This window comes from Nocardia transvalensis NBRC 15921, from assembly GCF_000308875.1.
GTDB lineage: Bacteria > Actinomycetota > Actinomycetes > Mycobacteriales > Mycobacteriaceae > Nocardia > Nocardia transvalensis.
Window position 1 is genome coordinate 165,590 of record NZ_BAGL01000052.1, and the last position, 22,198, is coordinate 187,787.

A 22,198-nucleotide genomic window follows, 5' to 3' on the forward strand; every position below is an offset into this window, starting at 1 on the left:
GTACGGCGAGGCGCCCCGCGGCACATCCGCCCCGGGGCGCACGGGTCCCTACGCCCGGCGGCGTAGGGGCGACTCCGTCACGGCTGGTTGGCGCCGATGGCTCCGCCGATGAGACCGCCGACGACGCAGCCGAGGATCGCGCCGACACCGAAGAACCAGATGCCGACCACGATCCCGATCACGCAGCCGAGCGCCGCGCCACCGATGATCTGGCCCTCGCTGCCGATCTGCTTCAGCGCCTGGGTCTGCGGCGTGGGCGCGCTGATGTCCGCCGCGTTGTCGGGGCGCACCGTCAATGTCGTTGCGGCGGCGTCGATTTCCGGTGTCACGTGCACCGTCCGGCCCGCCGCCTGGTACACCAGCGGCACCGTGCCGACCTGCGCGCCGTCGGGCGCGAAGACCGCGACGGCGTCCGGCGTGACCTCGAACCGTCCGGCCGCCAGGGTGGTGGTGACGGCGGAGTGGTCGTCGGCCATCGTCGTGGTGTAGGCGACGCCCTGGTCGGCCCCGCTCAGCGACGGCCCGGTGATACCGGCTTCACCGTGGGCGGTGGCGGCGGCGATTCCCAGAGCGGCGACGGAGACGGCGGCGGTGGCAGCGAATCTGGCAATTCTCATGATCAATTCCTGTGCCTGGAGAATCCGTTCGCGAACGGCCTCGCGACAATCCGAGCAGCATCGGACAATCGACCGTTCCACGAACCTGATTCGGGGTCGAATTGTGCTTCCGGATAACGTTATCCGCCGGTCCGGCGCTGGACTGGACCGGACGGTCGTCGCGACATTCTCATGGTGCTCTCAGGACAGGCGCGGACCAAGCCCAAGCTTTTATGGGGCAGGCGAATTCGCTACTCCAGCTCGCCCTCGGTCTCCAGGTACACGTGCCGCAGCCGCTCCAGCGTCTCCGGTTCCGGATGCTCCCACAGCGTGCGCTCGGCCGCCTCGAGCAGGCGTTCGGCGATGCCGTGCAATGCCCACGGATTCGACTGCTCCATGAACTTGCGGTTGACGTCGTCGAAAACATAGCTTTCGGAAAGCTTCTCGTACATCCAGTCGGCGACGACATTGGTGGTGGCGTCGTAGCCGAACAGATAGTCCACGGTGGCCGCCATCTCGAAGGCGCCCTTGTATCCGTGCCGCCGCATCGCCTCGAGCCATCGCGGATTCACCACGCGGGCACGGAATACGCGCGCGGTCTCCTCCGACAGCGTGCGGGTGCGCACCGCGTCCGGGCGCGTGCTGTCGCCGATATAGGCCTCCGGATTGGTTCCGGTGAGCGCTCGCACGGCGGCGACCATTCCGCCGTGATACTGGAAATAGTCGTCGGAGTCGGCGATATCGTGTTCGCGGGTATCGGTGTTCTTGGCCGCCACCGCGATTCGCCGGTAGGCGGTGCGCATATCGTCGGCCGCCGGGGCGCCGTCGAGGTCGCGGCCGTAGGCGAAACCGCCCCAGGCGGTATACACCTGGGCCAGATCGTCGTCGGTGCGCCAGCTCTTGGAATCGATGAGCTGCAGCAGTCCCGCGCCGTAGGTGCCGGGCTTGGACCCGAAGATGCGGGTGGTCGAGCGGCGCTCGTCGCCGTGGCCGGCCAGATCCGACTGCGCGTGCGCGCGTACGTAATTCGACTCCGCCGGTTCGTCGAGCGCCGCGACCATCCGCACCGCGTCGTCCAGCAGCGCCAGCACGTGCGGGAAGGCGTCGCGGAAGAAGCCCGAGATGCGCACGGTGACGTCGATGCGCGGGCGGCCCAGCTCCGCGAGCGAGATCGGCTCCAGATCGGTGACCCGGCGGCTCGCCTCGTCCCACACCGGCCGGACGCCCAGCAGCGCCAGGACCTCGGCGATATCGTCGCCGGAGGTCCGCATCGCCGAGGTGCCCCACACCGACAGGCCGACCGAGGGCGGGTAGGCGCCGTGGTCGGCCAGGTAGCGCGCGAGCAGCGAATCCGCCATGGCCTGACCGGTTTCCCAGGCCAGCCGCGACGGCACCGCCTTCGGATCGACCGAGTAGAAGTTGCGCCCGGTGGGCAGCACGTTGATCAGCCCGCGCAACGGCGATCCGCTCGGCCCCGCGGGAATGAACCCGCCGTTCAGCGCGTGCAGGACCCGGTCGATCTCGACGCCGGTCTGCCGCAGCCGCGGCACGACCTCCGTCGCGGCGAAACGCAAGACCGCGCGCAGGGTGTCGACGCGGTCGGCGGGCACGGTGATCGGCGTGACATCCGCGTCCGGCGAATCCGCCACGGGCGCTGCGACTTCCGGACCGGACGTAGCGAAAGCGCCGATCGTGACGTGCCGGTCCAGCACGCCCTCGACGGCGTCGGCCGACCAGTCCGCGGCCTGCAGCGCGGCCAGGAGGGTGCGGGCGCGGAGTTCCACGGCGTCCACGCGCTCGCGGGATTCGTCGCCGGATTCGCTGAGCCCCAGCGCCTCTCGCAGTCCGGGCACCGCGATCTCGCCGCCCCACAGCTGGCGCGCCCGCAGCATCGCCAGCACCAGGTCCAGCTCGCTCTCCCCCGCCGGGGCCCGGCCGAGGATGTGCAGGCCGTCGCGGATCTGCACGTCCTTGATCTCGCACAGCCAGCCGTCGACGTGCAGCAGCATATCGTCGAAGACGTCCTCGTCGGGCCGTTCGGTGAGGCCCAGGTCGTGGTCCATCTTCGCGGCCCGCATGAGGGTCCAGATCTGCTGGCGGATCGCGGGCAGCTTGGCCGGGTCGAGCGCGGAGATGTTGGCGTGCTCGTCGAGCAGCTGCTCGAGGCGGGAGATGTCGCCGTAGGTCTCGGCGCGCGCCATCGGCGGGATCAGGTGGTCGACCAGCGTCGCGTGCGCCCGCCGCTTGGCCTGGGTGCCCTCGCCCGGGTCGTTGACCAGGAACGGGTAGATCAGCGGCAGATCGCCGAGGGCGGCGTCGGTACCGCACGCCGCCGACATGCCGAGCGTCTTGCCGGGCAGCCATTCCAGGTTGCCGTGCTTGCCCAGATGCACCATCGCGTCCGCGCCGAAGCCGTCCGCGATCCACCGGTAGGCGGCGAGGTAGTGATGGCTCGGCGGCAGATCCGGGTCGTGGTAGATGGCGACGGGGTTCTCCCCGAACCCGCGGGGCGGCTGCACCATCAGCACCACATTGCCGAATCGCAGTGCGGCGATGACGATCTCACCGGCCGGATCCGCCGACCGGTCGACGTACAGCTCGCCCGGCGGCGGGCCCCACGCCTCGACCACCGCGTCGCGCAGTTCGGCGGGCAGCGTCGCGAACCATTCGGCGTAGCGGGCGGCGCCGAGGCGAATCGGATTGCCCTCCAGCTGTTCCGCGGTCAGCCAGTCGGGGTCCTGGCCACCGGCGGCGATCAGCGCGTGGATGAGCGCGTCGCCGTCGCCCTCCTCGAGGCCCGGGATCTCCCCCGGCGCGCCGAGATCGTAACCGGCCGCGCGCATCTCGGTGAGCAACCGGATCGCGCTGGCGGGAGTGTCGAGGCCCACCGCGTTGCCGATGCGGGCGTGCTTGGTCGGATACGCCGACAGCATCAGCACGATGCGACGCCGGGCGGGCGGGATGTGCCGCAGCCGGGCGTGCCGCACGGCGATACCCGCCACCCGCGCCGCGCGTTCCGGGTCGGGGACGTACGCCGCCAGGCCGTCGGCGTCGAATTCCTTGAACGAGAACGGGACCGTGATGACGCGGCCGTCGAATTCCGGCACCGCCACCTGCGTCGCGACGTCCAGCGGCGAGAGGCCGTCGTCGTTGGCCGCCCACTGGGCGCGCCCGCTGGTCAGGCACAGGCCCTGCAGGATCGGCACGTCGAGGTCGGCGAGCGCGCCGATATCCCAGGCGTCGTCGTCACCGCCCGCCGACGCCGTCGCGGGTTTACTGCCGCCCGCCGCGAGCACCGTCACCACGAGGGCGTCGGCGCCGCGCAGCGTCTCGATCAGCTCCGGTTCGGCGGTGCGCAGCGAGGCGCAGTACAGCGGCAGCGGACGCCCGCCCGCGTCCTCGATGGCGGTGCACAGCGCGTCGATATACGCGGTGTTCCCGGCCAGCTGCTGGGCGCGGTAGTACAGCACCGCGACGGTCGGGCCCTCGACCTCGCGCGCGGTCCGTTCCAGCTCGCCCCAGTTGGGCAGGTGCACCGGCGGTTCGAAGCCGTGCCCGGTGAGCAGCACGGTGTCGGAGAGGAAGTGGTGCAGCTGCCGCAGGTTCTCCGCCCCGCCCGCGGCCAGGTAGTTGTGGGCGTCGGCCGCGACGCCGCCCGGGACCGTCGAGCACTCCATCAGCTCGGCGTCGGGGGTCATCTCGCCGCCGAGGGCGACCACGGGAATCCCGCTGTCGCGCAGCGCGTCCAGCCCCTCCTCCCAGGCCCGCCGGCCGCCGAGGATGCGCACCACGACCAGCTCCACGCCCTCCAGCAGGGCGGGCAGATCGTCGAGCAGCAACCGGGCCGGATTGCTCAGGCGGTAGGCCGCGCCGCTGGCCCGCGCGGACAGCAGATCGGTATCGGAGGTGGACAGCAGCAGAATCACGGTTCGGCCTTCCTCGGGTGACGCGCCCATCGGGGAGTTGGCGCTCGCCGGGAGGGTCTGACTGTCACAGTGGCGCGACCGCACCGGAATTACACCGGTTTCCTCCCGGAGAGGCGAGCACCCGGGATGCTACCGGGCGCCTCCCGGCCCCTCGAGGGCCGCGTCGGGGTACCCGCGATGTGCTTATGCATCGAACAGGCAACGACCTGTGCGTTCGACGTTTCCAGCACGGCCGCACCAGAGTACGCTCGACATATGCCAAGCTCACCAGGATGGGCCAGGCGGAATCGCTTCGCTGCCTGGTCAGGAATTGTTTGCATGTTGATTGCCGTTGGATTGCTGGCGATGGCACTCGCGGCAGCGGCCGGGAATCGGGGCGACCTGTTGCTGATCGCCGCGGGCGTGTGCGCGGCGGTGGCGATCTTCGGGCTACTGGCCTTCCAGACCACCTCGCGCCGGGACCGCCTCGAGCATCACGAGCGGCCACATCTGCTGGACGACAGTTACGTTCCCACCCCGCCGTGGCGGAGCGGTACCCGCGGGGAGGCCGATCCGAGAGGACGCTGAACGATGCCGGCGACTCCGAACTGGGTGCGGCGCAATCGTGCCGTCGCCTGGTCCACCTACTTCTGCGTGCTGATTGCCTTCGCGACGCTGGCCATGGCGCTGACCGCCGCCGGCTCCGGACACACCGATCTCGCGGTGCTGGCGGGCGGTGTCTGTGCCGCCACGGTGATCGTGGGCCTCACCCTCGTCGCGACCACGGTGCACCGCGATCACGAGGACCATCACGCGGTGCCGAATCTGCTCAACGATCACTGGCGGCCGATGCCGTCGGAGCGGCGCGAGGGCCGTCCCGCACCGATCGCGGCCCGGCGGATGCGGTCGTAGATCCGCTCCGGCCACGAGTCGTAGGCTGAGGGGACCATGACTCGTTCCGTCCCCGACTCCTGCCCCGGCGTACTGCGGCTGCACGAGGCCGCCGACGGCCCACTGGCCAGGATCCGGATCCCCGCCGGGATGCTGCGGCCCGACCAGTTGCAAGTCCTGGCAGCGGCGGCGCACGACCTCGGCGACGACCACATCGAACTCACCTCCCGCGGCAATGTGCAGCTGCGGCGGATGCACGACGCCGCCGCCCTCGCCGAACGCTTGGACGCGGTCGGCCTCCTGCCCAGCGCCACCCACGAACGCGTCCGCAATATCGTCGCCTCCCCGCTGTCGGGCCGGGTGGGCGGTCCGGCCGACGTGCGCGCCTTGGTCCCCGCGCTCGACGACGGCCTGCGATCGAGCCCAGATCTCGCCGAACTGCCCGGGCGGGTGCTGTTCACCCTGGACGACGGACGGGGCGACGTCAGCGGCCTCGGCGGCGATATCGGGGTGCACGCGGTCGGCGAGAACGAGTACGCGCTATTGCTGGGCGGCACCGACACCGGCATCCGGCTCCCGGGTGACGCGGCCGTCGGCACGCTGCTCGCGGCAGCACATGCGTTCCAGGACCTGCGGGGCGAGCATTGGCGACTGCACGAGATTCCCGGCGGCCCCGCCCTCGTCGCCGAACAGCTCGGCCTGAACGGTTCCACAGCCCGGCTCGGACTCGGCGACAGCGCCGCACAACCCGGACCGAACGACAGCGCCACACGGCCCGGACCGGACGGCAGCGCGGCGCAACCCGGGATTAAGGGCAGCGCCGCGCGGCCTCGGACAGGCTCCGGCGCGCCGCTCGAAATCGGTGCGCGGCACGCTATTCCGATCGGCTGGTTTACCCAGGCCGACGGGAGGGTTGCCCTCGGTGCGGGGGTTCCGCTGGGCAGCTTGCCCGCGCGCACGGCCGAATTCGTTGCCGCCGTGGACCGCCCGGTGATCGTGACACCGTGGCGCAGCCTGGTGCTCGCCGACCTCGACGAGTGGGCCGCCGAGCAGGTGGTCCGTGTCCTCGCGCCGATGGGCCTGCTCTTCGACGCGGACTCGCCGTGGCTACAGGTGACCGCCTGCGCCGGAAAACCCGGATGCGCCAAGTCCCGCACCGACGTTCGCGCCGACCTGGCCGAGGCGATCGCCCAGGGCCGTATCCGCCCCGGCGCCCCGCCACCCTCCGTCGCCGACGGCTCCAGTCTCCCGGCCAACCAACCGCCGCCCGCCACCGGCCTAGCCGCCGCAGACGTCTCTGTCGCGGGCCGTCAGCACTGGTCCGGCTGCGACCGCCGCTGCGGCCGCCCCAAAGGGCCGGTCACCGATGTCGTCGCCGAGCCCGGCGGCTACCGGATCGCCCCTCCCGCCGAGTCGGCCCGCTGATCGGCAACGAACCCTCTGGTCGACCAACCACGCCCATCTCGTTTCCGGCACGCTTTTGGCCGGAATCCTCTTGGCCACGGCGGTTTCCGGCCAAAAGCACGCCGGAAACAAGGGCGGGTCGGCGACGTGGGCCTGGCGCGCCTATCCATCGCAGGGCCCTTGCATGTCCGCGCCGCCTGGCGGTTACCCGGCCGTGCGGGCCGAATGTAGTTCCAGCGTGCAGCATTTCACGCTGCCGCCGGACTTCAGGAGTTCGGAGAGGTCGATGCCGATCGGGGCGTAGCCGTGTGCGGCGAGGCGGTCGGCGAGGGCGGTGGCGCGGTCGCTGAGGAAGACGTGGTAGCCGTCGCAGACGCCGTTGAGGCCCAGGACGTTCGCGTCGGCGGCGGTGGCTCGGATCGCGTCGGGGTAGAGGCGTTCCAGCAGGTCGGCGCTCGCGGGGTCGAAGGCGTCCGGGTAGTAGGCGATGGTGCCGTCGAGGACCATCAGGGCGGTGTCGAGGTGGTAGAAGCGGGGATCGACCAGCCGCAGCGAGAGCACCGGCAGGCCGAAGAACGCCTCCACCTCGCGATGGGCCGCCGCGGAGCTGCGGAATCCGGTCCCGGCCAGGATCCGGTCCCCGGCGACCGCGAAATCACCCTCGCCCTCGTTGATCTCGGCCGCGGCCGACACCGCGGCGAATCCCTGCGCCCCCAGCCACCGATGGAACGCCGGGCCCTCCGCGACCCGCTCGGGATGGGCGAACCGGGCGGACAGCGCGCGCTCCCCGATCACCAGTCCCCCGTTGGCGGCGAACACCATATCCGGCAGATCCGGTTCCCCGGCGATCACATCGACGCGATGGCCGCACCCCTCGAACGCGGCCCGCAGCGTCTCCCACTGCGCGAGCGCGCGGGCGCGGTCCACCGGGGCCGCGAGATTCATCCACGGATTGATCGCGTAGCGGACGTCGAAATGGTCCGGCCGGCACATCAGGAACCGGCGGGGCGTCGGGCGGCGAGCGCCGGCCGGTTCGGGGGCACGCACGGTGGCGACGGAGGTCAACGGATCTCCTCGGGCTCGACGGATACGCGACGTATTTCGACGATAAGGGGCGTACCGTTGCGCTCGGAATATCGATTCGTTGCGCCATTTCGGACAATGGCGGCGATTCATTGCGCAGGGCGGAGGGAACGGCATGGACGAGCTGGACCGCACCATCCTCGCCCACCTGCTGCGGCAGGCGCGGGCGTCGTTCCAGGAGATCGGCGCGGCGGTCGGCCTGTCGGCCCCGGCGGTCAAGCGCCGCGTCGACCGGATGGTGAGCGGCGGGCAGATCACCGGATTCACCGCCCTGGTCAACCCGGCCGCGCTGGGCTGGCGCACCGAGGCCTACGTCGAGGTCTACTACCGCGACAACATCTCCCCCGCCGAACTGCGCCGCAGCCTGGAACCCATCCCGCAGGTCGTCGGCGTCTGGACCATCGCGGGCGAGGCCGACGCCCTGGTCCACGTCATGGCCACCGATATGGCCGATATCGAGTCGACCGTCGAACGCATCCGCGAGAACGCCCGAGTCGGCCGCACCCGCAGCAGCATCGTCATGTCGCGACTCCTGGAACGCCCCCGCACCGACCGCCCTCTGGACCACCCCGGCGCCTGACCGCCCTGCCCTGCACCGCACACGCCCCCGCTCCGGCTCAGGGTGGCGAGGGGCGGTCGGGGCGCGCGGCTTAGGGTGGACGCCATGTCCGATGTACGTACCGGCTATATCACCGACGGGGCCGAGATCTACCGGCGCTCGTTCGCGACCATCCGGGCCGAGGCCGAGCTGGATCGTTTCCCGGCCGATGTCGCGCAGGTGGTGGTGCGGATGATCCACGCGTGCGGGCAGGTCGATCTCGCCGCCGCCGTGGCGTACAGCCCGGATGTGGTCGCGCGGGCGCGCGCCGCGCTGCGGGCCGGTGCGCCGATCCTGTGCGATGCCACCATGGTGGCGTCAGGGGTGACCCGCACGCGGCTGCCCGCGGACAACGACGTGCTGTGCCTGCTCGGCGATCCCCGGGTGCCGGAGCTGGCGCGCACCATGGACAACACGAGATCGGCTGCGGCACTGGAGCTGTGGCGCGACCGGCTGGCGGGCGCGGTGGTGGCGGTGGGCAATGCGCCGACCGCCCTGTTCCATCTGCTCGACATGCTGGACGCGGGCGCGCCCCGCCCGGCGGCGATCCTCGGCATCCCCGTCGGATTCGTCGGCGCCGTCGAATCCAAACAGGCTCTCACCGCCTATGACGGCGTCGAATACCTCACCGTCCACGGCCGGCGCGGCGGCAGCGCCATCACCGCGGCGGCGCTGAATGCGATTGCGAGCGAACAGGAATGAGCGGGAAGCTGTGGGGTATCGGGCTGGGGCCCGGTGATCCGGAGTTGGTGACGGTCAAGGCCGCGCGCGTGATCGGCGCGGCCGATGTCATCGCCTTCCACAGCGCCCGGCACGGACGCAGCATCTCGCGAGGCATCGCCGCGCCGTATATGCGAGAGGGGCAGCTCGAGGAGCATCTCGTCTATCCGGTGACCACGGAGACCACCGATCATCCCGGGGGCTATCAGGGCGCGATCGACGAGTTCTACGAGCACGCCGCCGCCACCCTCGCCGCACATCTCGAGGCGGGCCGCACGGTGGCGCTGCTGGCCGCCGGGGACCCGCTGTTCTACAGCTCCTACATGCATATGCACCGCCGGTTGGCGGACCGGTTCGAGGCCGAGATCGTGCCGGGCATCACCTCGGTGAGCGCCGCCTCGGCCGCCCTGGGCACGCCGCTGGTGGAGGGCGAGCAGGTGCTGACCGTCCTGCCCGGCACCCTGCCCGCCGACGAGCTGACCCGCCGCCTCGCCGGTGCCGACGCCGCCGTCGTCATGAAACTCGGCCGCACGTATCCCGGTGTCCGCCAGGCACTCTCGGACTCCGGTCGCCTCGACGACGCCTACTACGTCGAACGCGCCAGCACCGGACGCCAGCGCGTCCTGCGCGCCGCGGACGTGAACGACGCCGACGTCCCGTACTTCGCGATCACCGTCGTCCCGGGACCGGAACCGACCACCGAGATTCCCCTCGACCCTGCGGCGGGCGGCCGGACCACCACCGAGATTCCCCTCGACCCCGCGGCGGGCGGCCGGACCACGACCGCGTCTTCTCGTCTCCCGGCCGGCGGGCTCGCCGCCGCGGGAGTTCCGGGCGAGGTGACCGTCGTCGGCCTCGGCCCCGGCGCCGCCGAGTGGACGACTCCCGAGGTCACCCGGGCGCTCGCGGAGGCCACCGATCTGGTGGGATACACGACATACGTCGACCGGGTCCCCGTCCGCCCCGGCCTGCGGCGGCACGCCAGCGACAACAAGGTCGAATCCGAACGCGCCGCCATGGCACTGGATCTCGCCGCGCGCGGCGGGCGGGTGGTCGTCGTCTCCTCCGGCGATCCGGGCGTCTTCGCCATGGCCGCGGCGGTGATCGAGGAATCGGCGGATCCGCAGTGGCGCGACGTCCCGGTCCGGGTGCTGCCCGGTATGACCGCGGCCAGCGCCGTCGCCTCCCGCGCGGGCGCGCCCCTGGGCCACGACTTCGCCATGCTCTCGCTGTCGGATCGGCTGAAGCCGTGGGAGGTGGTGGCGCGGCGCATCGCGGCCGTCGCCGCGGCCGATATGGCCCTCGCCGTCTACAACCCGGCCTCCTCGCAGCGCACCTGGCAGGTGGCCGCCATGCGCGACCTCCTGCTCGAGCACCGCAAGCCGGACACCCCGGTCGTCCTGGGCCGCGACGTCGGCGGACCGTCCGAATCGGTGCGCGTGACCACCCTCGCCGACCTCGACCCCGCCGATGTCGACATGCGCACCCTCCTCATCATCGGCGCCTCCACCACGACCGCGTTCGACACGCCCACCGGGACCCGGGTGTACACCTCGCGGCGCTACACCGCACACTGAATCCTCGAGTTCCGGCACCGCGGCCGGAGGCATCGGGCGCGCGGTGTCGCCGACAGCGCGCTAATATTCCACTGTAGAGGGTTGTCGTGGGAAGGGGCTGGTGTGGCCGAGAGTTCGTCGAAACGGGGGCTGAACTCGACCGCGGCGTCACTGCTGGGGTTTCTGCACGAGGGGCCGATGTCGGGCTGGGATCTGGTGAACATGGCCCAGGACCGGATCGGGGACTTCTGGACGATCACCCAGAGCCAGGTCTATCGGGAGCTGGGAACGATGGACAAGTCCGGGCTGGTCGAGAAGGGCGCGACCGGCGCGCGGGAGCGCACGCCCTATCACCTCACCGAGGCCGGACGGGACGCGTTCGCCGAGTGGATCGCCCGCGATCCCGGCGCCGAGACCATCCGGGTGCCGCTGCTGCTGACGCTGTCGTTCGGCGAGTTCGTCGATCCCGACCGGCTGGACCGGATCATCGCCGCCAATCGCGAGATCCACGAGGAGCGCCTGGCCGAGTATCTGGAGAGCCGTGACGAGCCGATGTCACGGTGCGAGCGGGCCACCCTGGATTTCGGCATCGGATACGAGCGATCGGTGCTGGACTGGTTCGACCGGCTGCCGGAACTGCTGGAGCGGCCGGTCCACGGTCACGCCTGAGCGCGCAGCCACTCCCTGACCGCCGAGGCGGTCTCCACGGCCGCCGCGCCCGCGGGCAGGGGCGGGCGGTCGACCATGACCACGGGCACCCCGCGGGTGCGGGCGGCGGTCAGTTTGGCGGCGGTGAGGTCACCCCCGCTGTCCTTGGTGACCAGTACGTCTATTCGGCGGTCGGTGAGCAGCCGTTGCTCGTCCGCGACGGTGAACGGTCCACGCGCCAGCAACACTTCGTGCGACTCGGGCACCTCGCCGGTCGGCGGATCGATGGCGCGGATCAGGAACCACTGCCCGGTCAGGTGCGCGAACGCGGCGACGCCTTGGCGTCCGATCGTGAGGAACACTCGATCGCCCCGTGTCGCAACGGTTTCCGCCGCACCGCGCAGGTCGGGAACTCGGATCCAGCGATCGCCGGGGACTTCCCGCCAGCCCGGCCGGCGCAGATGCAGTACCGGGATGCCCAGGCTCGCCCCGGCGGCGGCCGCGTGGTCCGACATGGTGCCCGCGAAGGGATGCGTCGCGTCCACGAGCGCGTCGATGTCGTTGTCCGCCAGCCAGGTTCGCAGCCCCTCCACTCCCCCGAAGCCGCCCACCCGCACCGGCCCGGCGGGCAGGACGGGCGCGCGCACGCGACCCGCCAGCGACGACACGATCTCCACACCCCGCTCACCGGTAGCGATCTCGGCCAGTTCCCGGGCCTCCCGGGTACCGCCGAGCAGCAGGACGCGCACCGCTACCGCTCCGCGCTCTTGGTGACCGACCACTGCGTAACCGGCAGATGAGGTCGCCATGCCGTGAATCCCCCGAGCGGTTCGGCGCGGGAGATCTGGATCCTGCGCAGCGCGCCGCCGTGCGCCGCCGCCCAGCCGACCACCGCGGACTCCGATTCCATGGTGACCGCGTCGGCAACGAGACGACCGCCGGGACGTAAACGCGCCCAGCAGGTTTCGAAGACGCCGGGCTGGGTCAGACCGCCACCGAGGAAGATCGCGTCGGGCGCTGGGAGCGCGGCGTCGGCGTCGGCGAGCAGTTCGCCGCGGATGTCGATGCCGGGGACGCCCAGGGCCACGGCGTTGTCGGCGATCTGCTGTCGCCGCGGCGCGGACCGCTCGAAGGTGACCGCGCGGCAGGCCGGATGGGTGCGGCACCATTCGATGGCGATGGTTCCGGAGCCGCCGCCGACGTCCCACAGCAGCTCCCCGGGCGCGGGGGCCAGGGCGGACAGGGCCAGGGCCCGCACCTCCGCCTTGGTGAGCTGGCCGTCGCCGCCGAAGACGGTGTCGGGCAGTCCGGGCAGCCGGGTCAGCCGCGGCGCGGCCGGGTCGGCGGCGCAGTCGACGGCGACGACGGCGAGCGGATCACCCGGCGGTTCCGACCATTCCGCGGCGGTTCCGGTCACGATCCGTTCGGCCGGTCCGCCCAGCTGTTCCAGTACTGTGAGCGAGGAACCGCCGAACCCGTTGCGCGCCAGCAGGTCCGCGAGCAGCGCCGGGGACGAGTCGTCGGGGACGAGGACCAGGATCCGCCGCCCGTCCGCGAGTTCGGGCAGGACCGTCTCCGGCGGGCGTCCCACGATGCTGACCACCGCGACGTCCGCGAGACCCCAGCCCAGGCGCGCACAGGCCAGCGCGGCCGACGACGGCTGCGGCAGCACCCGCAGCGCCTGCGCGCCAACGAGTTTCGCGAGGGTGACCCCGATCCCGTAGAACATCGGGTCACCGCTGGCCAGTACGCAGATCTTCGAATCACGGTGCGCCGCCAGCAGATCCGGCAGGGCGGGCAGCAGCGGCGACGGCCAGGTCACCGGCCGCGCCGTCACCTCCTCGGGCAGCAGGGCCAGCTGCCGCGCCGACCCGAAGACCGTCTCCGCGCCGAGGATCGCGGCACGGCCGGTCTCGCCCAGACCGCACCATCCGTCGGCCCCGATTCCCACCACGGCGATCGGCCTCTCCGGGGGCCAGGTCGAGGACGTCATCGGGGCAGGCGACGCCACACGGCCTGCGGGACGAAGCGCGATACGAAGTAGAGCAGCCGCATGACCCCCGGGGCCCAGGTCACCCGTGCGCGGCGGCGCAGTCCGGTGACCACGGCGTCGGCGACCTGGCCCGGGGTCGCGGGGAACGGGGCCGGGCTCATGCCCTCGGTCATCTTCCCGATGACGAAACCGGAGCGCACCAGCAGCAGGTGAACTCCGCTGCCGTGCAGGGCGTCCGCGAGCCCGCTCGCGAAGCCGTCGAGCCCGGCCTTCGCCGAGCCGTACACGTAGTTGGCGCGCCGCACCCGGAACCCGGCGACCGAGCTGAACACCACGAGCTGTCCGCCGCCCTGGCCGCGCAGCGTATTCGCCAGCACGGTGAGGACGTTGACCTGGGCGACGAAGTCGGTCCGCAGCACCGCGACGGCCGCCTCCGGATCCCGCTCCGCGACGGCCTGGTCGCCGAGGACACCGAAGGCCAGCACCGCCACGCCGATGCGGCCGTACTCGGCCGTGACCTTCTCCAGGAGCGGCTGGTGGCTCGCGAGGTCGTCGGCGTCGAATTCGATCGCGTGGACCGCGGTCGCGCCCGCGGCCTCCACACGGCGCCGAGGTTCGGCCAGGTCGCCGCTGCGGCGCGCGGCCAGGATCACCGCGCGGCCGGGCGCCAAGCGCTCGGCGATCTCGAGCCCTATCTCACTGCGCCCGCCCAGCAGCAGGATCACACCCTCGTCGACGTCGCGTCCGCGCACACCCATGGCGCCCAGTCTGCCAAACCGCCGGGTACGGCCGGACGCGCCCGGTCCCCGGCTTGCTAGCGTCGCGGTCATGACGACCGCCGAGACCCGCATCGAACTGTCCCCCGCCGCACTCGAGTTCGTGACCGAGCGGCACCTGGCCACGATCTCCACGCTGCGCGCCAAAGGCACCCCGCACGTGGTCGCGGTCGGGTTCACGTGGGATCCGGAGGCGGGCATCGCGCGGGTCATCTGCGACGGCGGGTCGGCGAAGGTGCGCAATGTGCGCCGGAGCGGGTGCGCCGCCGTCAGCCAGGTCGACGGCGCGCGCTGGCTGACCCTCGAGGGCCCGGCCGAGGTCCTCACCGAGCCCGCGGAGGTCGCCGACGCCGAGCAGCGCTACACCCGGCGGTACCGCGTCCCGCGCGAGAATCCGCGCCGCGTCGTCATCGCCATCCACGCCGACCGCGTCATGAGCAGCAGCTCCCTGCGCGGCTGACCGAGGGTAGGCACCCGCCGCCGGGAACTGCGGGCGGGGGCCTCGACCACGATCCGGCGGGTCAGACGACGGTCAGGCCGTGCGGCCGGTGGTTCACGGATTCGCAGCCGTCGTCGGTGACCACCACGATGTCCTCGATGCGCGCGCCCCATTCGCCGCGGAAGTAGATGCCGGGCTCGACGCTGAAGGCCATCCCGGATTCCAAGGTGATGCCGTTGCCCGCCACGATGTAGGGCTCCTCGTGCACCGACAGGCCGATGCCGTGCCCGGTGCGGTGGATGAAGTTCTCCCCGAAGCCCGCCTCGGACAGCGGGTTTCGCGCGGCGGCGTCGATCGACTCGGCGGTCGCGCCCGGGCGCACGGCGGCCACGGCGGCGGCCTGGGCCTGTTCGAGGACGGCGTACCGGGCAGCGATCTCGAGGTCCGGCTCGCCCACGGCGTAGGTGCGGGTGGAGTCGGAGTAGTAGCCGGGTTCCACGGGCCCGCCGATATCGACGACCACGATATCGCCGGATTCGATGCGCCGGTCCGAGACCTCGTGGTGCGGGTCGGCGCCGTTCGGGCCGCTGCCGACGATCACGAAGGCGGCCTCGGTATGGCCCTCCTCGACGATGGCGGCGGTGATATCGTCGGCCACCTCGGCCTCGGTGCGGCCGGCGCGCAGCCACTCGCCCACCCGGGCGTGCACGCGGTCGATGGCCGCGCCGGCCCGGCGCAACGCCTCGATCTCGCTGGCGTCCTTGCTCATTCGCAGTTCCCGCAGCACCGGCGTCGCCGAGACCGGCAGCGCGGTGAGCGTATCGGCGATCGGCAGCAGGTGCAGGGCGGGCATGGTGTCGTCCACCGCCACCCGCGCGCCCGCGTTGAGCGCCGACTTCACGATCCGGTAGGGATCGATACCGTCGGTCCAGTCGAGCAGTCGCAGGCCCAGTTCGCCCGCGGCCGATCCGGACAGTGACGCCAGCTCCAGCTTCGGGATCACCACCGACGGCGTCTCGCCGCTGGCGGGCACGACCAGGCAGGTCAGCCGCTCGAACGACTGCGCCCGCGAGCCGATCAGATACCGCAGATCCGGGCCCGGCGTGATGAGCAGGGCATCGAGTTTCGCCGCGCGAGTCAGCTCCGCCGCCCGCTCCAGCCGCTTCCCGTAGACGTCCGCCGAAAACCGTGCCTCCGTGTGCGCGCTCATAGCTCCGACGTTACCCGGCCCGCGCCCGCTGTTCCCGCGATACATCCGATCACCACACGCGGCAGGGATACCCACCCGCTCCGGTGCGGGTATGCGGTTGATTGTCGGCGGGATCGGCTAGCGTCTGGGGAATGAGCTCACCTGCCGCCGGTCCGCTGCTGTTGCTCGACGGGGCCAGCCTGTGGTTCCGGGCCTTCCACGCGATCCCGGAGAAGATCACCGCGCCCGGCGGTCAGCCGGTGAACGCGCTGCGCGGGTTCACCGACATGGTGGCGGCGCTGATCAAACAGCATGCGCCGGGGCGGCTGGTGGTCTGCCTGGACCTGGACTGGCGGCCGGCGTTCCGGGTGGAGCTGATTCCCTCGTACAAGGCACACCGTCTCGACGATGCGGCGGACGCCGAACCGGGCGCGGAACAGGTACCCGACACGCTGACCCCGCAGGTCGACATGATTCTCGCGGTCCTGGCCGCGGCGGGTATCGCGACCGCGGGAGCCGAGGGGCTGGAGGCCGACGACGTGATCGGCACCCTCGCCACCCGCGAGGCCACCGACGAGACCATCGTCGTGAGCGGCGACCGCGACCTGCTGCAACTGGTCCGCGACGACCCGGCCCCGCCGGTGCGGGTGTTCTACGTCGGGCGTGGGCTGGCCAAGGCCGAGCTGTGGGGGCCCGCCGAGGTCTCCGCGAAATACGGTGTGCCGCAACGCAATGCCGGGCCCGCCTACGCCGATATGGCCACCCTGCGCGGCGACGCCTCCGACGGCCTGCCGGGCGTCGCGGGCATCGGCGACAAATCCGCCGCCACCCTCATCTCCCGCTTCGGCGACCTCGACGCCCTGGTCGCCGCGGTGCACGACCCGTCCGCCGACCTGGCCCAGGGCGTCCGCGCCAAACTCCGCGCCGCCGACGACTACCTGAAGGCCGCCGCCCCGGTGGTCCGCGTCGTCCGCGACGCCGAGGTGCACCTGTCCCGCCCCGACCTCCTGCCCACCACGCCCGCCGACCGCACCGCCCTCCAGGACCTCGCGGCCGCCTACAACGCCGAGAGCCCGGTGAAACGTCTGATCGCGGCGATGGAATCCCGCTCGGCCTGATCCGTACCTCCTCCTTCCGGCAAGCTCACGACCGGCCGCCGCCGGAGCCGTGGCGGCAATGGCCGACCGACTCCGAGAAAACGCGGGAATCTGTGCGCACCACAGTTTTCCGGGCTGCCCACCATGAATAAGGTAGTGGGATACTCGTGTTCGAGGGGTCGGAGGGGAGCACTCTGATTCCAAGGCGCGGACCGGTTCTCGGCGGTCGCGCTTCGGAGAGGCAGCCATGTGGTGCGGGGTACGGGCATTCCTTGTCGCGGTGACGACGACGGCACTGCTCGGCGCGGCTCCGCTCCCCCTCGCCGTGCCCGCGCCCACCACGACCACGACGCCTCCTCCGACTACGACATCCTCTCCGACCGGAGGGACGAGGTCGTGCCCGACGACTCCCACCGTCATCGGCGAATTCTGCCCGGGGCCGGACCCGACTCTGAACGTCCCGTCCACCGCCGAACGCGGCACGCGAATCACCGTGTCCGGCAACTATTGGCGCTGCGCCACGGTCCGGGTCACGCCGAGCTGGACCGGCACGGCGGAGCCCGCGACGGTCTACGGAGAAGGTTCGTTCGAAATATCGTTCACTGCCACCGAACGGGTAGCCCCCGGGCAGTATTCGATTCGCGCCACCTGCGGTGAGGCGTCGAAAACCGAGCCGATCACGATCACCGTGCGCTCGGTTCCGTCTTCTTCCACGACCACCCGGCCGAAACCCCCGCCGGCCGAGACCACCACGCAGCCGGTCCCGGAAACGTCCGAGACGGAAGTGCCGATCACCACGCGATCGGACGATGATCCGCAGCGGGACAACACCTTCGGCACCGTACTCGCTGTCGTCGCTTTCCTCCTGGCCGCCGGCGTGGCCGCACTGGTTCTGCGGCGGCGGCGCGGGCGCACGCCCACAACCGTGCGGGCGCACCACCAGAGCTCGCATCCGCCCCAGGTGCACGTCCAGGTGGTCGCCGATACGAACCCGTCCATCCGGGTCCGCGAGTTCATCCGGCCCACCGGCCCGGTCGTCCGGGTCCGGATGACCGGCGGTGAGCCCCACATCCGCGTGCGGGAGGTTCCGCGATGACGAATCCACCCTCGATCACGGCCCGGGCCGTGCTGTTCGGGCACGCCGCACGCGAGGTCGTCGAGAACGAGCTGGCCGAACGCCTCGCCGAGAGCGGCATCGAGGATCTGGCATTACGGCACGCGCGGGCCGTCACCCCGATCGTCCGATCGGCGGCCCTGCGCGAGATCGCCGGGGCGGTCGACGGTCTGCTCGCGGTCGATATCGGCGGCGTCGCGGTCGCGGGGTGGCGGCGCTACGAGCGGCTGCGTGCCTCGGCCGCGCGCACCGGAGCGGGCGGAACCGAGCGGGTCGAGCTGATCGAACACGAGATCACCCAGACCTGCCGCCCCCGCCTCGAGATCACCCTCGACGGCGATCGCGTCGGCGAGTTCGAACTCGAACTCGGTGGGGCCGTGATGATTCGGCCGCTCACCGCGACGGTCCGCGACGGCATGCTGGTGGCGCTGGGCCCCGGCGACTGCACGGTGACGATCTCGATCCGCGTACCGGAACTCGGGCCGATCCTGGAGCGCGAGCGCGTATTTCCCGTGGGGCTCATGGTCGATCTGCGGCGGCCGATCCCGATTCTCGGGCACCGGCCACCGCCCGCCGCCTCACCTCCGGATCAGTTCGGGCGGCCGACCTCGTAGGTGCCGTCGTCCTTGGTGATCTTGACGGTGACCTTCTTCTGCTCGCCACCGACCTTCAGGGTGCAGTCGAAGGTCTTGCCGACGTCGACCTTCTGGCCGGACGGGCAGGTGACCTCCTGGACATCATCGATGCCGTAGGAGTCCTTGAGGACCTTCTGGATACCGTCCTGGACGGCCTTGTTGTCGAGCTTGTCACTGGAGAGGAAGACGAAACCCAGCACGACCGCGACCACGACGATGACCAGGACCGCGCCACCGACGAGCAGCGGGCCCTTCTTCGACTTCTTCGCCTTGGTGACCTGGAGGTCGGGCTGCTGCGGCCACTGCTGACCCGGCGGCTGCTGGGCGCCCCACTGCTGGGGCGGCTGGCCCCACTGCTGCTGTGTGGGCTCCCAGGCCTGTTGCTGCGGGGGCTGCTGCTGCGGCCACGACGGCGAACTCTGCTGACCCCACTGCGGCTGCGGCGGCTGATTCCACTGTTGACCGGCCTGCGGCTGGCCGGGCTGAGGCTGGCCGGGCTGAGGCTGGCCGGGCTGAGACTGCGCCCACGGCTGACCGCCGCCCTGCTGGCCTCCCCACTGCTGGGTGGGCTGGGCGGCGCCTTGCTGCTGACCGCCCCACTGCTGCGTGGGTCCCGCCGGCCCGGAGGGCTGCTGCTGTCCGCCCCACTGCTGGGTCGGATCGTTCGGGCGTCCCTCCCCTGGACCAGGGGTGTCGCTCGGTCCGTACGGGCCGCTCATCTGCCTGCCTCCACTCGCACTCGTCGTACTCACACTTGCCCCCCGCGTGAGGTCACCATTCACTCACCACGGCCGGTACACGCAAGCATCCAATCACAATCGAATCCACCGTGTCCGCATTGGCGGCACCGCGCCCGCAATCAGGCCGCGTCCACCGCCACCACGCCCCGGCGGATCGCCCGGACGGCCTTGGCCGCCGTCCCGGCCACCTCGGTGTCGTCGGCGGTCTGGTGGATCTGGTCCAGCAGGTCGATCACCTGGCGGCACCAGCGCACGAAATCGCCTGCCGACAGGGGAGTTCCGCCCTCTCCGCTGGCGAGCAGCGAATCCGCGAGGCTCTCACCGCGCGCCCACTTGTACACGCCGCCGACGAAGCCGAGATCCGGCTCGCGGGTGGGCAGCAACTTGTGCCGTGCCTCGTCGGTGCGCAGGGTGCTCCAGACCCCGATGGTCGCCCCGACCGCCCGGCGGATCGGCGCGGTGGGCCCGGCCGGGCCGAGGAAACCGCCGGTCTCCTGCCGGGATTCGTACACCAGGATCGATACCACCGCCGCCAGCTCCGCGGGGCCGAGCCCGCGCCACAGTCCCTCCCGAAGGCATTCGGCGACAACGAGATCCGCCTCGGTGTAGATGCGCGCGAGACGCCGCCCGTCGGCCGTCACCTCGCCCTCGTCGACGTAGCCGCGCTCCTCGAGCAGCCCGACGATGCGGTCGAACGTGCGCGCCAGCGAATTGGTCGTGGCGGCCACCTTCTGCCGCATCGACTCGGTCTCGCGCTGTAGCCGGTTGTAGCGTTCACCGATGCGCGCCAGCTGTTCTCGGTCCGGGCGGGTGTGCGCCGGATGCGAGCGCAGCGCCCGCCGCAGGGTCTGCAGGTCGTGGTCGTCGGCGGCCTTGGCCCGCGCGCCGCGCCGCTGCCGGCCCGGTGCGCTGATCCCGGTGCTGCGCAGCGCCGAGGCCAGGTCGCGGCGGGTGCGCGCGGTGCGATGGTCGATGTGGCGCGGCAGCCGCATGCGGCCCAGCGGCTGCGCCGGGGTCGGGAAGTCGGCCGCCGAGACGCGACCGGCCCACTTGTCCTCCGTGAGCACCAGCGGACGCGGATCCCCCGGCGACGCATCGGGTTCCAGGATCACCGCCAGGCCCTGGCGACGCCCGGAAGGGATGGCGACCACATCGCCGCGGCGCAGCGAGGTCAGCGACGCGACCGCCGCGCCCCGGCGGTCGGCCCGGCCCTGACGCTCCAGATCCTTCTCCCGCTGCTTCACCCGCTCGCGCAGCGTCAGGTATTCGAGAAAGCTCTCGTCGCCGATCTGCGAGCGCAGCTTGCGCAACTGGCCCTCGTTGCGTTCGATGCCCCGCACCAGCCCCACCACCGACCGGTCGGCCTGGAACTGCGCGAACGACCGCTCCAGCAGCGACCGGGACTCGGCCGAGCCCATCCGGTCGATCAGGTTGATCGACATGTTGTAGCCGGGCCGGAACGAGCTGCGCAGCGGGTAGGTGCGGGTGGAGGCCAGGCCCGCCACCGCGCTGGTGTCGACGTCCGGATGCCACACCACCACCGCGTGACCCTCGATATCGATACCGCGCCGCCCCGCCCGGCCGGTGAGCTGCGTGTACTCGCCCGGGGTGAGTTCGGCGTGCGTCTCGCCGTTGAATTTGACCAGCCGCTCCAGCACCACCGTGCGGGCGGGCATGTTGATGCCCAGAGCCAGTGTCTCCGTGGCGAAGACGGCCCGCACCAGGCCGCGCACGAACAACTCCTCCACGGTGTGGCGGAAGGCGGGCAGCATGCCGGCGTGGTGGGCCGCCAGGCCGCGGTGCAGCGCCTCGCGCCACTCCCAGTAGCCGAGCACCTCGAGATCGGCGCGCGGCAGATCGCCGGTGTGCTTCTCGACGATCTCGTCGATCACCTCGTGGTCGTCCTCGCGGCTCAGGTCCAGCCGCGACCGCACGCATTGGGCCAGCGCGCCGTCGCAGCCCGCCCGGCTGAAGATGAAGGTGATCGCCGGGAGCAGGCCCTCGTGATCGAGGACCGCGAGCATCTCCGGGCGCGGCAGCGGCCGGTAGAACCGCCTGCCCCCGCCGCGGCCGCGCGGGCCGCCCCAGCTCTCCATCCGGTCGGCCTGCTCGCGGTGCTTGATGTAGCGCACCAGATCCTCGTCCACGAGGACCTTCTGATCGCTGGACTCCTGGTCGAACAGGTCGAACATCCGCCGCCCGACCAGGACGTGCTGCCACAGCGGCACCGGCCGGGTCTCGTCGACGACGACGGCCGTATCGCCGCGCACGGTCTCCATCCAGGCGCCGAACTCCTCGGCGTTGCTCACCGTCGCCGACAGGCTGACCAGCCGCACGTCCGGCGGGAGGTGCAGGATGACCTCCTCCCACACCGCGCCGCGGAACCGGTCGGCCAGGTAGTGCACCTCGTCCATGACGACGTACGAAAGACCTTGCAGCGCATCCGAACTCGCGTACAGCATATTGCGCAGCACCTCGGTCGTCATGACCACGACCGGGGCGGTCGGATTCAGCGACTGGTCGCCGGTGAGCAACCCCACCGCATCGCGGCCGTAGCGCTCGACGAGGTCGGCGTACTTCTGGTTGGACAGCGCCTTGATCGGCGTGGTGTAGAAGCATTTGCCGCCCGCGGCGCGCGCGAGATGCACCGCGAACTCGCCGACCACGGTCTTACCCGCACCGGTCGGCGCGCAGACGAGCACGCTGTGCCCGCCCTGGAGCGCGGCACAGGACTCCTGCTGGAAGGGATCGAGGGAGAACTCGAGCTCCGCGGCGAATGCCGCGAGTTCGCCAGTCAGCGACCGAAGTGTCACC

The 22,198-nt window shown here is 71.5% G+C and carries 20 protein-coding genes and 1 riboswitch; of the genes, 11 read left to right on the plus strand and 9 right to left on the minus strand.

The genetic code is table 11. The annotated features are described in order from the left end of the window. Positions 1-77: 77 nt before the first annotated feature. Positions 78-617 (minus strand): DUF8020 domain-containing protein, encoded by a 540-nt coding sequence (locus ON41_RS16035; RefSeq protein WP_040748508.1) that lies wholly within the window; start codon positions 615-617, stop codon positions 78-80. Positions 618-847: 230 nt separating this feature from the next. Next, positions 848-4,522: a cobaltochelatase subunit CobN gene (gene cobN, locus ON41_RS16040; RefSeq protein WP_040748400.1), complete on the minus strand. Its 3,675-nt coding sequence runs from the start codon at positions 4,520-4,522 to the stop codon at positions 848-850. A 42-nt stretch (positions 4,523-4,564) separates the two neighbouring features. Next, a riboswitch (adenosylcobalamin-variant (AdoCbl-variant) riboswitch) is annotated at positions 4,565-4,641 on the minus strand. A 199-nt stretch (positions 4,642-4,840) separates the two neighbouring features. Between cobN and ON41_RS16045 the strand changes: the two genes are divergently transcribed. From ON41_RS16045 to ON41_RS43080, 3 genes are read left to right on the plus strand one after another with little or no spacing between them, the layout of a single operon-like run. Continuing rightward, complete coding sequence (locus tag ON41_RS16045; protein ID WP_157185489.1) at positions 4,841-5,089, plus strand: hypothetical protein; 249 nt, start codon at positions 4,841-4,843, stop codon at positions 5,087-5,089. Positions 5,090-5,092: 3 nt separating this feature from the next. Next, complete coding sequence (locus tag ON41_RS39060) at positions 5,093-5,413, plus strand: hypothetical protein (RefSeq protein WP_051161611.1); 321 nt, start codon at positions 5,093-5,095, stop codon at positions 5,411-5,413. Between the two features lie 36 nt (positions 5,414-5,449). Further along, complete coding sequence (locus tag ON41_RS43080) at positions 5,450-6,817, plus strand: ferredoxin-like domain-containing protein (RefSeq protein WP_040748402.1); 1,368 nt, start codon at positions 5,450-5,452, stop codon at positions 6,815-6,817. Positions 6,818-7,000: 183 nt separating this feature from the next. Here ON41_RS43080 and ddaH read toward each other — a convergent pair whose 3' ends face one another. Beyond that, positions 7,001-7,861: a dimethylargininase gene (gene ddaH / locus ON41_RS16060; protein WP_040748403.1), complete on the minus strand. Its 861-nt coding sequence runs from the start codon at positions 7,859-7,861 to the stop codon at positions 7,001-7,003. Between the two features lie 133 nt (positions 7,862-7,994). Between ddaH and ON41_RS16065 the strand changes: the two genes are divergently transcribed. The 4 genes from ON41_RS16065 (at position 7,995) to ON41_RS16080 (ending at position 11,422) form a co-directional block, all read left to right on the plus strand. Next, on the plus strand, positions 7,995-8,459 hold the full coding sequence (locus ON41_RS16065) for an Lrp/AsnC family transcriptional regulator (RefSeq protein WP_040748404.1): 465 nt from the start codon (positions 7,995-7,997) through the stop codon (positions 8,457-8,459). 84 nt (positions 8,460-8,543) lie between these two features. Then, entirely contained in the window at positions 8,544-9,179 is a 636-nt protein-coding gene (locus ON41_RS16070; RefSeq protein WP_040748405.1) for a precorrin-8X methylmutase, read from the plus strand. Beyond that, positions 9,176-10,774 (plus strand): precorrin-2 C(20)-methyltransferase, encoded by a 1,599-nt coding sequence (locus tag ON41_RS16075; RefSeq protein ID WP_040748406.1) that lies wholly within the window; start codon positions 9,176-9,178, stop codon positions 10,772-10,774. The genes ON41_RS16070 and ON41_RS16075 overlap by 4 nt, the downstream gene beginning before the upstream one ends. Before the next feature lie 102 nt (positions 10,775-10,876). After that, entirely contained in the window at positions 10,877-11,422 is a 546-nt protein-coding gene (locus ON41_RS16080; protein ID WP_040748407.1) for a PadR family transcriptional regulator, read from the plus strand. Here the strand turns inward: ON41_RS16080 and ON41_RS16085 are convergent. Genes ON41_RS16085 through dprE2 form a run of 3 tightly spaced genes read right to left on the minus strand, consistent with a single transcriptional unit; the run spans position 11,413 to position 14,152 of the window. Then, complete coding sequence (locus tag ON41_RS16085; protein WP_083905387.1) at positions 11,413-12,210, minus strand: cobalt-precorrin-6A reductase; 798 nt, start codon at positions 12,208-12,210, stop codon at positions 11,413-11,415. The genes ON41_RS16080 and ON41_RS16085 overlap by 10 nt on opposite strands. Continuing rightward, positions 12,153-13,394 carry a bifunctional cobalt-precorrin-7 (C(5))-methyltransferase/cobalt-precorrin-6B (C(15))-methyltransferase gene (locus ON41_RS16090; RefSeq protein ID WP_040748409.1) on the minus strand — a complete coding sequence of 414 codons (1,242 nt, stop codon included), beginning with the start codon at positions 13,392-13,394 and terminating at the stop codon, positions 12,153-12,155. The genes ON41_RS16085 and ON41_RS16090 overlap by 58 nt, the downstream gene beginning before the upstream one ends. Then, positions 13,391-14,152 (minus strand): decaprenylphospho-beta-D-erythro-pentofuranosid-2-ulose 2-reductase, encoded by a 762-nt coding sequence (gene dprE2 / locus ON41_RS16095; RefSeq protein WP_040748410.1) that lies wholly within the window; start codon positions 14,150-14,152, stop codon positions 13,391-13,393. Before dprE2 ends, ON41_RS16090 begins: the two co-directional genes overlap by 4 nt. Positions 14,153-14,222: 70 nt before the next feature. Here dprE2 and ON41_RS16100 point away from each other — a divergent pair, with 70 nt between their 5' ends. Continuing rightward, the gene (locus ON41_RS16100; RefSeq protein WP_040748411.1) at positions 14,223-14,630 is read left to right on the plus strand and encodes a PPOX class F420-dependent oxidoreductase; all 408 of its coding nucleotides are present in this window, start codon (positions 14,223-14,225) and stop codon (positions 14,628-14,630) included. A gap of 61 nt (positions 14,631-14,691) precedes the next feature. Here ON41_RS16100 and ON41_RS16105 read toward each other — a convergent pair whose 3' ends face one another. Continuing rightward, entirely contained in the window at positions 14,692-15,819 is a 1,128-nt protein-coding gene (locus ON41_RS16105) for a M24 family metallopeptidase (protein WP_040748412.1), read from the minus strand. A gap of 131 nt (positions 15,820-15,950) precedes the next feature. Here ON41_RS16105 and ON41_RS16110 point away from each other — a divergent pair, with 131 nt between their 5' ends. From ON41_RS16110 to ON41_RS16120, 3 genes are all read left to right on the plus strand, one after another. Then, the gene (locus ON41_RS16110; protein ID WP_040748413.1) at positions 15,951-16,916 is read left to right on the plus strand and encodes a 5'-3' exonuclease; all 966 of its coding nucleotides are present in this window, start codon (positions 15,951-15,953) and stop codon (positions 16,914-16,916) included. Positions 16,917-17,175: 259 nt separating this feature from the next. Continuing rightward, positions 17,176-17,991, plus strand: coding sequence for a hypothetical protein (locus ON41_RS16115; RefSeq protein ID WP_157185490.1), 816 nt, complete (start codon positions 17,176-17,178; stop codon positions 17,989-17,991). Continuing rightward, positions 17,988-18,623 (plus strand): hypothetical protein, encoded by a 636-nt coding sequence (locus ON41_RS16120; RefSeq protein ID WP_157185491.1) that lies wholly within the window; start codon positions 17,988-17,990, stop codon positions 18,621-18,623. The genes ON41_RS16115 and ON41_RS16120 overlap by 4 nt, the downstream gene beginning before the upstream one ends. On the opposite strand, the gene ON41_RS16125 is transcribed toward ON41_RS16120, so the two are convergent. Continuing rightward, on the minus strand, positions 18,599-19,363 hold the full coding sequence (locus tag ON41_RS16125; protein ID WP_040748416.1) for a DUF4333 domain-containing protein: 765 nt from the start codon (positions 19,361-19,363) through the stop codon (positions 18,599-18,601). The genes ON41_RS16120 and ON41_RS16125 overlap by 25 nt on opposite strands. A 140-nt stretch (positions 19,364-19,503) precedes the next feature. After that, the gene (locus tag ON41_RS16130) at positions 19,504-22,197 is read right to left on the minus strand and encodes a DEAD/DEAH box helicase (protein WP_085995689.1); all 2,694 of its coding nucleotides are present in this window, start codon (positions 22,195-22,197) and stop codon (positions 19,504-19,506) included. Position 22,198 lies beyond the last annotated feature (1 nt).